We start from the raw sequence: 12,543 nt of genomic DNA, 5'->3' as shown, positions 1-12,543 counted from the left end.
TTTAGTAACCGCTTTCGTTATTTTCATAGACTTTCAAGACAAACTTTTCCAAGCGTTCCCGAACATTGTCCTGACTAAGGTTTTGCCTTCCATATGCTTTCCACCCCGGATAGACGTCAATCGTTTCCGGTCCAAAATCAAAAATAGCCCGAATATCCCACGCGTGATCGTAAGAACGTTTCGTCTGTTTGAGGTAACTTTTTAAAAAATGATCCGCCATCTCAATGGATTCAAGCAAGGCAAGATTCAAACGACAATGCGCAAGGTCGACTTCAATGGGACCTACACACGCATTCATCCAATCAATCGTATGGCACGTTCCATTCATTTCGTATAACACATTGACCGGATGAAAATCCCGATGAATGAATCGGATCGTTTGACTTTCGTCCGGTTCGACCGCCAGTAGCTGACGCCATCTCTCCGGATGCTGCGTCCACGTCGGAACGTGACGCTCTGTCGCATACGGCTGATAGACATACCGAGATTCTGGTACCGGTAGCGCATGGATCGTAGCAAGCATTTGTGCCAGTCGATCGACATATTGCTCATCCACCTGATCAAGCCGGATCTCTCCTGGTGAACACGTCATATATAACCACGGCGGGACTTCGTCTCTAACATCGGTTTGATAGTCCAACACATCTGGTGCTAAGTCACCTGCTGCTTGTAACGCAAACACTTCATGCAAGACAAGATCCGGCTCCTCATGTAGCCAGTCTTGATTCGTATGGACGCGAAGAATTCCCTCACCGACTCGAAAAACAAGGGAGGATGTCGCGCCTTTTAAGACTTCGACCTCTCCTCCCTCCTGTCCAAGCTGTTGCAAGATTTTCGTAAGGACAGCGGACGATATCATGATGTCACGCTGCCAATCAATAACTGGTCGATCTGCATCTTCTCATTCGCATGTTCGCGCAAGTCGTGCAAAATTTCTTGCGGGAAGAACAGCTTCTCATCAGTCTGGCGTGACGTCGCGATGGCTTGAACGAGCGGTGAAACTTGCGAAATCTCTTTCATCTGTCCATCCTTCATCTGCAACATGATCGGTTGTTTGCTGATTTCACCGTTATCTCCATATAAATCGTAAGGAAGACGACTGAGTTTATCTTCAAGCAGATAATACGTCGGATTCAAGCCGATTGCTTCGAACAACTCACACAACTTATCGTGGACGAGTTCACGTTTTTCAGCCGGATAATCGACATACTTGAACAACTTTCGGTCAACGAATCGCCTCGAGAGATCCGCAAGGATCGAATCCTGCTCATTCGCCCACTGCTGAAAATAGAAGTAGACGATTGTCTCATCCAGCCCAAGGAAATCACGCAACTCCATCTTCTGATCAAATAGCGGCATCAAATGGATTGGTGCAATCGCAAACGGATATGCGGACAGGTACAACTCCTGCGCCCGTTCGAGAATGGCTTTTAATAGGTAATCACTCGATCGTGTCACCGGATGCAGGTAGACTTGCCAATACATCTGATACCGCCGCATGATGTAGTCTTCGATCGAATGCATTCCGGATTGTTTGACGACCATCTGATTATGGGCCGGACGCAATACCCGAAGCATCCGCTCGAGATCGAATTTTCCGTAGCTGACACCGGCAAAATGCGCATCGCGCAATAAATAATCCATCCGGTCAACGTCGAGTTGTGAGCTGATCATCGTAACAAGCAGTTGATTCGGGTGCGTCTTGTTGATGATCGACGCCACTTCTTCCGCAAATCCGTCTCCGACTTGGTCGAGGACTTTCTTGATTTCCGTATCCCCGAGAATGATCCGCTCCGTCCACGTCTCGTGGTTAACACCGAAGACGTTCTCGAATGCGTGCGAAAACGGACCGTGTCCGACATCGTGTAAGAGTGCCGCAGCCAGCGTCAACTCCCGGTACTGATCGTCCCAATCGGCGCGACCGTTGAAGACATCGATCAGTTGACGCGTGATTTCATAGACACCGAGCGAATGATGGAACCGTGTGTGCTCTGCTCCATGAAACGTCAAAAAGGATGTTCCAAGTTGTTTGATTCGGCGTAGTCGCTGAAATTCACGTGTACCGATCAGTTGCCAAATCAACTGATCACTGACATAGATATAGCGATGAACCGGATCCTTGAAGACCTTCGTTTCCTTTAATTGTCCTAATGATTGATACATATGTTTCTCTCCTTTAAATCGTGTCTATGTCGTTGTTGTTCGGTTTTGTTTCCAAGGATTCCTGTCTCCCGCGGCGCTTCGCACAGAAACTTTACACACCCTGTGCTATAATGATGTCGCAAATCTACAATAAAGGAACGAGCCTATGGGAATCGAACTCTTAAAACAAGAACATTATCGTATTTTTGATCAAACGTCACTCGGAACTGCTTTCCATGCGACACAATCGTTTGCGATGGACGACACATTATGTGCCTCTGTTGCAACAGAAGGAGCCGCACTCCGCTCTTGGATTCACCACGAAACCGTCGTCCTCGGCATCCAGGATGCCCGTCTTCCTCATCTTGCTGACGGTGTAGCCGTTCTGCATGAACATGGTTTCTCGCCCGTCGTCCGTAACTCAGGTGGTCTTGCCGTCGTCCTCGACGCCGGTGTCTTGAATATTTCACTTGTCCTACCGGAACGCGGCGGCATCGATATCGACAGTGGTTACGAAGCGATGCTTGCGCTCGTCCGCCGCATGTTCGCACAAGAAACGGACGCGATTGTCGCTGGTGAAGTCGTCGGATCGTATTGTCCCGGTTCTTATGACTTATCGATTGCGGGTAAAAAATTCGCTGGTATCTCCCAGCGTCGTGTCCGTGGCGGAGTTGCCGTTCAAATCTATCTTTGTGTCAACGGAAGTGGAAGTCAACGCGCCGCTTTAGTCCGTGACTTTTACGAGGCAGCGCTTCAAGGTGAAACGACGAAATTCGTTTATCCGACCGTCGTGCCGGAAACGATGGCGTCACTCGAGGAACTGCTTGGTACTCCACTGACAGTCGAGGAGTGCTTACGTCGTGCATATGAAGCGTTACTTGCGCTCGGCGCTGATTTGACGCCCGCAACTTTGACGGAACTCGAGAATGAGCGTTTCGGCGTCAACTTGAGTCGGATGCTTGATCGAAACGAAAAAGCCCTAGGTTAAGAAAGGAGAGAACGTGATGATCCGATTGATCACAGATAGTGGTGCCGATGCACCAAAAGACATGTTAGATGCTTATGATTTTACGGTCATGCCATTCGGCGTATTGATCGACGAAGACACGTTCTTCGATGGAGAATCGATATCTCCAAAACAACTGTATGATAAGATGCGTGACGGTGCAGCACCAAAGACATTCCAAGCAGAAGTCAGCCGGATGGTCGAAGTATTCACGCGTCACTTCGAACAAGGGGATCCCTTCCTCTACCTCGCCTTCTCGAGCGAATTATCGGGAACATATCAAACCGCGAAGATGCTAGCAGAGGAACTCGCTGAAAAATATCCGAACGTTCCTTATCTCGTACTCGATACGAAAACCGCTTCGACAGGACAAGGATTGTTCGTTCTCGACGTCGCAGAATACGCACAAACGCATTCGTTTGAAGAAACAGTGGCTTATGCTGAAGCCAAGGTGAATACGATTCGTCATCTGTTTACAGTCGAATCACTCGAATATTTGATGCGCGGTGGACGGGTTTCTCGTGCCAGTGCCTTCATTGGTGGTCTCTTATCGATCTTGCCACTGTTGACAGTCGAAGACGGGAAATTGATTCCAAAAGAGAAGATCCGTGGTCAGAAAAAAGTCATGAACCGGATCGTCGAGTGGATGGAAGAAGCACGTCCCGCAATTGACGGACATCGAATCATGATTGGTCATGGGGATTCGATCGAACGCGCAGAACAATTAAAACAATTGATTGAAGCACAGTTTTCACCAAGCGAAGTCATCTTGACGATCGCCGGCGCAGCGATCGGTTCACATACAGGACCGGGACTCGTCGTCATTGGGTATGACCTTCCACGTTAACGGCACTCATTTTTATCTTATAGTACGACAAAATGGGACAGACTCTGTTTAGAGTCTGCCCCGTTTTTTTATGAATTGTATCCAAAGAACAGCAGTGCCATGCTTAATCCAAGCGAAGAGACGATGAACACGATCGCCATCCCACCCATTCCGAAGACTAACAGCTTCGGTAAATCACGTCGCTTCTTCAGAAGGGCAGTCAATAACCCGACGTTAATTAAGAAGACGACAACAAACGGAAGCAACAGCATCCAGCGCTCTTGCAGTAAAAATAAACTATCCATTTCTTTGCTCCCTTCTTTCAGACTCAAAGAATGGTCGGAATAGATTCAGACATAAGAAACGGAATAAAACATAAGCGAACAGAAGTGTCGATACTACTTCGAAACCAACATATCCGATATCACGCCACGTGATTCCTGTCGTCACTCCGGCGAACCAATACGGGAAGTCGACCGTCAACAGACTACACATCAAAGCGAGAACGGCTTCCTGACGTGTTTGTCGATCGTAAAGTGAGTAAGATACCTTCTTTATATTGAATATATTCGCGATTCCGTCATCCGATGTGTACCCTTTGATGATACCAATGACGCCGCCTAGTACCGCTAGTGCATACCATGGAAGTGGCCAAGCGACATGAAAAAGCAGGAGTGCGAACACAATCAATAAGACACGGATTGCCATCAGTCTTCTGTTTTCGACGCTGCCACCGCATCATGGGAATTCAAGTTGACCGTCAACGGTTTTGCTGTTCCTTTACCGGAGAAGTTCTCGATCAATTCTTTGACATCTAATCCTGACGACGCCTTTAATGTCTCTTGCAGTGATGCCATCAAATCTGTCGCGTAACCAGTGACACGGTTCGCACCGCCACCTTCACCACTACCTGTATCAACGACTGTGATTTTATCGATGTTGCCGAGTGGTGCTGCAATCTCTTTCGCGTACTCTGGCATCATCCGAATGACCATGTCGAGAATCGCCGCTTGTCCGAATTGCTCGAACGCCTGCGCGATTTTTTCTTTCGCTTCTGCTTCAGCAAGACCCTTCAGACGAATGATGTCCGCTTCTGTTTCCCCCTGTGCCCGCTCCGCGTCCGCTTTCGCAAGACCATCCAGACGAATTCGTTCTGCATCTGCTTTTGCCGATGCCTCGATCCGGTATTTCGTTGCGTCCGCTTCCGCATATTGCTTCGCACGGTCGGCTTGGGCAGCTTGCTCAATCGAGTAACGATCAGCATCAGCGCGTTTTTTGACTTCCGCGTCGTATTGTTTCTCACGACGGAGAATTTCACGTTCTTCGAGCTCGATTTGTTTTTGACGCTCGATGATTTTGATTTGCATCTGTTGCTCCGTAACTTCTTGTTGCGCGCGTGCATTCTCAAGATCATACGCTTGGTCGGCTTTCGCCTTCGCGATATCTTGTTCGCGGCGGTAGTCTGCCATCTTCAACTGATTTTCTTTTTCCGCTTCAGCGATTTCTGTTGCGCGTTCGAGTTCTGCTTTTTTCGCATCTTTTGAAGCTTCTGCCCGTTTGATGCGTGTCTCTTTTTCCGCGTCTGCCGTTGCGATATCCGCATCACGACGAACCTGTGCAATCCGCGGTTTCCCGAGGGATTCTAAGTATCCGTTCTTGTCACGGACGTCTTTAATCGTAAACGAAACGATGACGAGTCCCATCTTCGCCAGGTCTTGAGACGCGACCCGCTGGACTTCTTGTGAGAACTTATCACGGTTCTTATAAATTTCTTCGACGGTCATCGACCCGAGAATCGAACGCAAGTGTCCTTCAAGGACTTCACGTGCTTCGCCTTCTCGCTCCTCCTTTGATTTTCCGAGGAACTGCTCCGCTGCCGTCGCAATCTCAGAAATCGAGCTACCGATCTTGATGATCGCTGTACCGTCTGCCATGACCGGTACACCTTGCTCCGTATAGACTTCAGGTGTCGTAACTTCGAGTTTACTCGATAACAAACTTAGTGGTGTCGCTTGTTGGAAGACAGGTAATACAAATGTTCCGCCGCCACGAATAATTTTTACTCGGTTGCCGGACTCATCGGTATTAACGTTGCGTCCTCCGAGATAACTACCCGATACGATCAACGCTTCTTCCGGACCGACCGTTCGGTACTTCGTAATGAATAAGACGATCAATGCAACGATCAACGCAACCGCGACGATCGATACGATTAACACTGGATTCATGTAAACATCTCCTTTTTCCATTGTTGAGGGTACGTCACGACAGACGCGACGCCTTGTTTGATCTCGATGACGAGCACCTTCGTGCCTTGTGGTAAGGCAGGTCCTTCAAACAGAACGGCTGACTTTGATACGCGTCCTGAGACGTCATCAAGTAAGATTTCACCATATCCTTCAGTCGGAATCGGCACGATGACGGTTGCGCTGCGACCTTCTAGCATCTGTTCCGAAAATCCAAGCGACTGTTCGGCTTGTGCCATCGGAACGAATAAAAAGATATGCATCAGCGTCGTCACTAATAACGCAATCACACTACTGATGATTAAAATCAATATCGAACGAAGCGGACTGAGCTGTTCGAGTCCGAATCCGATCGCTGACGTGATGATGACAAAAGATAAGATCAACGTGGGATGAAAGATTTGATCGACGCCTGGAATGACGTCTGAGAATAGGATGGACACAAACACACCACAAGCAGCGGCCGCTAACGCATATAAATAAAGTGTACTAACGTCCATCTTCGTTCACCTCGATGTAAGGATGTGAGCCATACAGTTCGTGGTAAGCCCTTAGATAAGCAGTCCGGTTTTCCTCAAACAATAAACGAGCCAATTCTTTGTCTCGTTGATCGATTGCCTCTTCTTGACGGCGTAAGTATTTTTTCTGTGCGGCAAAATGACGTGCTAATCTTGCCTCAATCGACGGTTCTCGTTCACGCTGCAACTCCTGCTTCATCGCTCCACTCCTTTCTGAAGTACTGGCTTTCTTTCTCTTCTACGCTTATTTTTTAGAAAATGTTTCAAAATGAATTCCATTTCTTTTCCTTTCATTAAAAGAAAAAACGCTCGTCCCATACAGAGGACAAACGTTTTTGAATAATTAGCGTTTATGAACGATTTGGTCGACGAACAATCAGACCGTAATAGAGGATGAGCGCCAGGCAATCTAAGGTCATGATGATCAACCCCATCGGAACAGCCGATTGCTCTCCCATGATCCCGACGAGTGGTGACACGAGCGAACCGACGAGCATTGGCAAGAGCCCTAGAAGAGCCGAGGCACTGCCTGCCGTTGCTCCGTAATTTTGCATCGCTAAGGTAAAACCGAGCGTCGAGATCAAACCGACGCTTGAAACGACGAAAAACAGTGGAATCATGACGAAGATCAGCTGATTCGTTAACGTCAAGGCGAGGAACAATAAGATGCTCGCACTCGCAACGATCGTCAAACTGATTCGCATCAGCCGCTCTGAATCGACACGACCCGCAAGGCGACCAGCAATCTGTGCTGCTAAGATGATTCCGATTCCGTTTAAACCGAACAAAAAACTGAACTGTTGCGGCGAAGCGCCATAAATATTTTGTAAGACGAACGGTGAACCGGAGATGTAGGCGAACATCGCGCCCATGACGAATGCTTGCGCGAACGCATAGCCAATGAAGACGCGATCCGTCAACAAACGTCCGAACGTCTTCAACGTCGTCGTCAGGTTTCCTTCAACACGTCTATCAAGCGGAAGTGTTTCCGGTAAACGGAGTGCGACAGCAAGTAACATCATCGTGCTTAAAATCGCAAGCAAGTAGAAGACGAAATGCCAGTCACCGAACCGAAGAATTTGTCCACCGATGACGGGTGCGAGAATTGGTGCTGTTCCGTTGACGAGTGACAAGGCAGCAAAAAACCGCGTCAATTCAGGTCCGTCAAACAAGTCACGAACGATTGCCCGGGAAATGACGATTCCTGACGCTCCAGCTGCCCCTTGGATGAATCGAAGCGCGATCAACACTTCAATCGTCGGTGCCATCGCACAGGCGAGAGACGCGAGCAGATATGCGAGCAGAGCAACCATCAGCGGTCGTTTACGTCCGCGAACGTCACTCAGCGGACCAACAATCAACTGTCCGAGCGCCATTCCGAGCATACAAGCCGTCAAACTCAATTGAATCAGTGATGCACTCGCATCAAACGAGCGTGACATATCTGGAAAAGCAGGTAGATACATGTCGATCGAGAGCGGTCCGAGCGCAGCAAGCGAACCGAGGATCAAGATCAACGTTAAGCGGCGTGGGGTCATGGTTTCTTTCGTCATGACGTCACGTAATCCAAATCATGCAAGACATAAGCGAGGAAAAAGACGACCGATGGATTTTCATATGTCATCTGAACCTTTTTAAGTTGTGCGCGGTAACCGGTCTCATACTCGACCCCGTTCAACTTCCGTTCCATGTTCATTTTAATCAATGCGTCGAGTTTATCGATCACATCGACCATCTGTCCTTCGTATGTCTCGTCTTTTGCTTCAACGACGAACCGACGGAACGGTGCTCGGATTTCTTTCGGTAGATTATTGATCAACGTCTCTCCTTCTGCCCGTTCGTAAGCTTCGAAGGCTGCTGCTGTGACCGGTGTCGCATGTTTAACAGGTCCAAGAACATCTCCCGTCGTTCCTTCAACGAGATCATGACACAAGAGACGCGAGACGACTTCTTCGATGTCGATCGTGACGCCGTACTTCTCTGATTCAATCAGACCATTGAAGATACCAAGCGAGGCTGCTCGAAACGCATGTGTCGCGTCGTTATCATCAATCGTATTGAAACGTCCTTTCCAGCGCCGAATCGTATCCATCATCAAGACGTTTTCAATGAAATGAGACATCTCATCCTCTTCCATGACCGACTGTGTCAAGCGACGGATTGAAATGAGTGGGTGTCGTTCTAGAACAGCCTGTAATTCCGCTGCTTTTTGTTCGAAAAAGACGGACTCCGTCATCCGTGCTTCTCGGCGTGCGTACAACATCGCATCGAACGTATCGATGGCTTCGACGATCCGTCCTTCCGGTGATTCATCTTCTGCATGTACGAGGTATGTCGTGAACGCTGGTTGAAGCGACTTTGAGAGTAAGGCAACGAGCTGTTCACTTGCTTGTTGTTCCATTGCCTGAATGTGTGCATGTAACGTTGGTTCTTTTTTTGTCCGGTGTTTAATGGGTCCAGTGATGACTTCATTCATATCATGGAATAGAGCTTTTCCGAGCAATGTCTGGCGGTCGACTGGTGTTTGCCCGTCTGCTTCTTCTAAATAGCTTGCCATCAAACTGAATAAGGCAACACGAAAGCTGTGACTAGCTGCGTTATCCGGAAAACGTGGTGCATATTCATCCCACCGTGGAACGTTTTGCATCCGCGTCAGCATTCGAATGAAATTACCGTTTTGCATGAAATCTCTCCTAACGAAAGACGGACAGAGAGTACCCTGCCCGCCATTGTATTATTTTGCTGATTTGGTTGAACTGCTTCCGCTACGGAACCAACCAATGATTAAAATCAGAGCAAGTACGACCCAGAAGATCGTTTGCCATAGTGTACTCTCTGGAAACTCATGCGGCAAGACGTCGATTGACGGATGCGCGAGTGTCATGACGACCAGTTTTACACCAACCCATGCAACAAGCCAAAAGGCAGCTTCTTCGATGCCTGGTCGCTTTTGGAGCAAGACGACGAACCAGCTCGCGAAGTAACGCATGATGACAAGACCGATGATCCCACTGAAAAAGACGACCCAGAATTGTCCTGTGTTCAGACCACCGATCGTTCCACCAATCATCGGTAGTGTCGTCGCCATCGCGACAGCGGCAAGCGTTGAATCGACCGCAAACGCTAAATCAGAGAACTCAACTTTCACGACCGTCCACCAAAAGTTCGGTGAGGCTTTTTGTGAGGCAATCGTGTCCGGTACTTGGTGTTTATTCGATCGTGCCTCGACGATTCCTTTAAACGCGACATAAAAGAGATAAATCGCCCCGAGTGCTTGAAGTTCCCAAATCGTCGCTAAGTACGAAGCAAAGAAGATTGCCACGAAACGTAAGACGAGTGCTCCGACGAGACCATAGAAAAGCGCCTTTTTACGTTGATCGTCTGGTAACGGTCGGACGAGGACCGCCATGACCATCGCATTGTCGGCGGATAGTAATCCTTGCAAAATGATCAGTACGAGCCCGACGGTCGCATACTGTGTAATTAATCCAATATCCATACTAACGAATCCCCTTTATTGTTCAGTCTATTTATTATATGCCGGTCGATCGGAAAGAAAAAGATGAAAGCTCGACTCAAGTACTTAACCTTGTGTTTTATTCCCATTGTTTAAGAAAACCTAACACAAAAAAACGACCCGTCATCGACGGATCGTTTCCATTTCTTATAAGTTTTGATCAACTTTCTTTTCAGCATCTGGATTTGGTTTCGTTTTTGGTGAAGAGAACCAACCCCAAAGAGCAAGACCGACCATGACTGTCCAGAAGAAAGCCTGCCACGGTGTACTGTGGGCAAATCCTTCCGGAAGTTTTAAGGCTTCAAAGATTGTTCCTTCGATTGATGCGTGGTATTTCGGGTGTTCGAGCGCAAGAACGGCTAGCTTCACACCAACCCAGGCAACAATCGCAAACGCTGCTGTCTCAAGACCTGGGCGATCTGCGAGCAATTTAACAAAGACACGTGCTGCGAAACGCATCAAGACGACACCCATCAAACCACCTGTTAAGATGACGATGAAGTGACCTGTGTTCAAACCACCGATTTCGCCTGATCCCCAGTTTGGAAGGGCAACGGCAAGTGCTACTGCTGCAAGAATCGAATCGACAGCAAACGCTAAGTCTGCGAATTCGATTTTCGCGACTGTCCGCCAGAATTCACCTTTTGAAACTGGCTCTTCCGACTTCGGTTCTTCATCTAGCTCATTTTCAGCCCCATGGTTCTCACCGAGCTTTCTGGCTTTAACGGTCTTATAAATATGCCGTAGTCCCATGATGAGCAAGTACGCCGCTCCAAGTGCTTGGATTTGCCAAATATCGACGAGGAACGAAATCGCGAACAATGCCGCGAATCGTAAGACGAACGCTCCAGCTAGTCCATAAAAAAGTGCTTTCTTTTGTTGTTCTCCTGGTAAGTGCTTGACCATGACCGCGAGTACGAGTGCATTATCCGCTGAAAGTAATCCTTCAAGCGCGATCAAGACGAGTACGACCCAGGCATACTGTAATAGTAACTGCCAATCCATCTCTGTCATCCCTTTCTCTTACTACCTGTAAAATAAAAAACTTCAATTATTGACCATGACGAAAAAACAATGATTACACGTTCACCTGAACATATACTATAGGATAGTATACCCGATTGCAAGTAAGTTATTCCTATAGATATAGAATGTGTCGATTTTGAGTCGTGCGAGTTTCGTTTATCGAACGTTCGTGATAAAATTCAAGACAATACTTCTAGCGATGAAAAGATGAAACACATTTGCGGAATCATCAGACTTGCTCGTCTCTAGCATTCCTGTCATGTTATTACTATTGAAACACTACAAAAGGACAAAGGGGCCAATGAATATGTCTACCTACCCGATTACGTTACCAACAAAAGAAGAGCGCCATAAGCTGTTCGGTTCGGTACCACCAATCAAAGGAACAAAACCGACTGAAAAAGATAAGATGGTCGACTTGCAAAATACACCGAAGAACTTCCTGTTTGCACTAGATGCTGTCGGAATCTCAAACGTCAAACATCCTGTCGTCATCCAAGACGGAGACAAAACACAAGCGACAGTCGCGACGTTTGAACTGTCGACATCACTCGTACAAGACCGTAAAGGGATCAACATGAGCCGTTTAACGGAGCAACTGGATCAATACCACAACGAAGGTTGGACGGTCACGAACGAGTCACTCATTCAATTCGCGCGTGATTTAGCAGATCGCATGGAACAAACGGAAGGTCAATTGACGATCCGTTATCCATGGTTCTTCACACGTAAAGCACCTGCAACAGGTCTTAGCGGCTTGATGAATGCTGAAGTATGGCAAACGGTCAGCGTCAACACGGAAACGGACGAAGCGACGTTGTCTGTCGGCTTGACGATCAACGTCACGACACTTTGCCCATGTTCAAAAGAAATCAGCGAATACAGTGCTCACAACCAACGTGGTTACGTCACGATGGAAGCATCGTTACGTGATGAAGCAGAAGACTTTGACTGGAAACAATCATTGCTTGATGCAGCTGAATCCAATGCCTCAGCGCCACTTCACCCAGTACTCAAACGTCCGGATGAAAAACGCGTGACAGAGATGGCATACGAAAACCCACGTTTCGTAGAAGACATGGTTCGCTTGATTGCTGCTGACCTGTACGAAATGGACCCAATCGCTTCGTTCTACGTCGAATGCCGTAACGAAGAAACGATTCACCAACATGACGCGATCGCACGGATCACGTTCGATAAAGACGCACAATAAGTAAGTCTGCCGTACTCCCTCTTAAACCGAGCGAGTACGGCTTTTTTGT

The 12,543-nt window shown here is 47.9% G+C and carries 14 protein-coding genes; 3 read left to right on the top strand and 11 right to left on the bottom strand.

What is annotated here, in order from left to right; genetic code table 11:
• Position 1: 1 nt before the first annotated feature.
• Both KNQ09_RS12260 and KNQ09_RS12255 read right to left on the bottom strand, forming a co-directional pair.
• On the bottom strand, positions 2–829 hold the full coding sequence (locus tag KNQ09_RS12260) for a phosphotransferase family protein (RefSeq protein ID WP_251138195.1): 828 nt from the start codon (positions 827–829) through the stop codon (positions 2–4).
• A 26-nt stretch (positions 830–855) separates the two neighbouring features.
• A complete protein-coding gene (locus KNQ09_RS12255) occupies positions 856–2,163 on the bottom strand; it encodes an HD domain-containing protein (protein ID WP_064300507.1) in 1,308 nt (435 codons plus the stop codon).
• A 145-nt stretch (positions 2,164–2,308) separates the two neighbouring features.
• On the opposite strand from KNQ09_RS12255, the gene lipL reads away from it, so the two are divergent.
• Both lipL and KNQ09_RS12245 read left to right on the top strand, forming a co-directional pair.
• Positions 2,309–3,130: an octanoyl-[GcvH]:protein N-octanoyltransferase gene (gene lipL / locus KNQ09_RS12250; RefSeq protein WP_214858692.1), complete on the top strand. Its 822-nt coding sequence runs from the start codon at positions 2,309–2,311 to the stop codon at positions 3,128–3,130.
• A 16-nt stretch (positions 3,131–3,146) separates the two neighbouring features.
• Positions 3,147–3,995, top strand: coding sequence for a DegV family protein (locus KNQ09_RS12245; protein WP_075642768.1), 849 nt, complete (start codon positions 3,147–3,149; stop codon positions 3,993–3,995).
• A gap of 68 nt (positions 3,996–4,063) precedes the next feature.
• Here the strand turns inward: KNQ09_RS12245 and KNQ09_RS12240 are convergent, their stop codons facing one another.
• From KNQ09_RS12240 to KNQ09_RS12200, 9 genes are all read right to left on the bottom strand, one after another.
• Complete coding sequence (locus KNQ09_RS12240; protein WP_214858691.1) at positions 4,064–4,279, bottom strand: hypothetical protein; 216 nt, start codon at positions 4,277–4,279, stop codon at positions 4,064–4,066.
• Entirely contained in the window at positions 4,272–4,682 is a 411-nt protein-coding gene (locus KNQ09_RS12235) for a hypothetical protein (protein ID WP_214858690.1), read from the bottom strand. The genes KNQ09_RS12240 and KNQ09_RS12235 overlap by 8 nt, the downstream gene beginning before the upstream one ends.
• Entirely contained in the window at positions 4,682–6,202 is a 1,521-nt protein-coding gene (locus tag KNQ09_RS12230; RefSeq protein ID WP_029343201.1) for a flotillin lipid rafts scaffold protein FloT, read from the bottom strand. The genes KNQ09_RS12235 and KNQ09_RS12230 overlap by 1 nt, the downstream gene beginning before the upstream one ends.
• Positions 6,199–6,720 (bottom strand): NfeD family membrane protein, encoded by a 522-nt coding sequence (locus KNQ09_RS12225; RefSeq protein WP_214858689.1) that lies wholly within the window; start codon positions 6,718–6,720, stop codon positions 6,199–6,201. The genes KNQ09_RS12230 and KNQ09_RS12225 overlap by 4 nt, the downstream gene beginning before the upstream one ends.
• Positions 6,710–6,937, bottom strand: a complete 228-nt coding sequence (locus KNQ09_RS12220; RefSeq protein WP_064300502.1) for a hypothetical protein — start codon at positions 6,935–6,937, stop codon at positions 6,710–6,712. The genes KNQ09_RS12225 and KNQ09_RS12220 overlap by 11 nt, the downstream gene beginning before the upstream one ends.
• A 151-nt stretch (positions 6,938–7,088) precedes the next feature.
• Positions 7,089–8,276, bottom strand: coding sequence for a multidrug effflux MFS transporter (locus KNQ09_RS12215; protein ID WP_251138194.1), 1,188 nt, complete (start codon positions 8,274–8,276; stop codon positions 7,089–7,091).
• A gap of 11 nt (positions 8,277–8,287) precedes the next feature.
• The gene (locus KNQ09_RS12210; protein WP_214858688.1) at positions 8,288–9,421 is read right to left on the bottom strand and encodes a YfbR-like 5'-deoxynucleotidase; all 1,134 of its coding nucleotides are present in this window, start codon (positions 9,419–9,421) and stop codon (positions 8,288–8,290) included.
• 51 nt (positions 9,422–9,472) lie between these two features.
• Positions 9,473–10,237, bottom strand: a complete 765-nt coding sequence (locus KNQ09_RS12205; protein ID WP_029343196.1) for a TerC family protein — start codon at positions 10,235–10,237, stop codon at positions 9,473–9,475.
• Between the two features lie 165 nt (positions 10,238–10,402).
• A complete protein-coding gene (locus KNQ09_RS12200) occupies positions 10,403–11,260 on the bottom strand; it encodes a TerC family protein (protein WP_041255251.1) in 858 nt (285 codons plus the stop codon).
• Between the two features lie 328 nt (positions 11,261–11,588).
• Here KNQ09_RS12200 and folE2 point away from each other — a divergent pair, with 328 nt between their 5' ends.
• The gene (folE2, locus tag KNQ09_RS12195) at positions 11,589–12,494 is read left to right on the top strand and encodes a GTP cyclohydrolase FolE2 (protein ID WP_023466774.1); all 906 of its coding nucleotides are present in this window, start codon (positions 11,589–11,591) and stop codon (positions 12,492–12,494) included.
• Positions 12,495–12,543 lie beyond the last annotated feature (49 nt).

The organism is Exiguobacterium sp. s191 (assembly GCF_018618955.1).
In the GTDB taxonomy this organism is placed as follows: Bacteria; Bacillota; Bacilli; order Exiguobacteriales; family Exiguobacteriaceae; genus Exiguobacterium_A; species Exiguobacterium_A abrahamii.
Note: the sequence above shows the minus strand (reverse complement) of the source record. Positions and strands in the feature narration are given on the sequence as shown.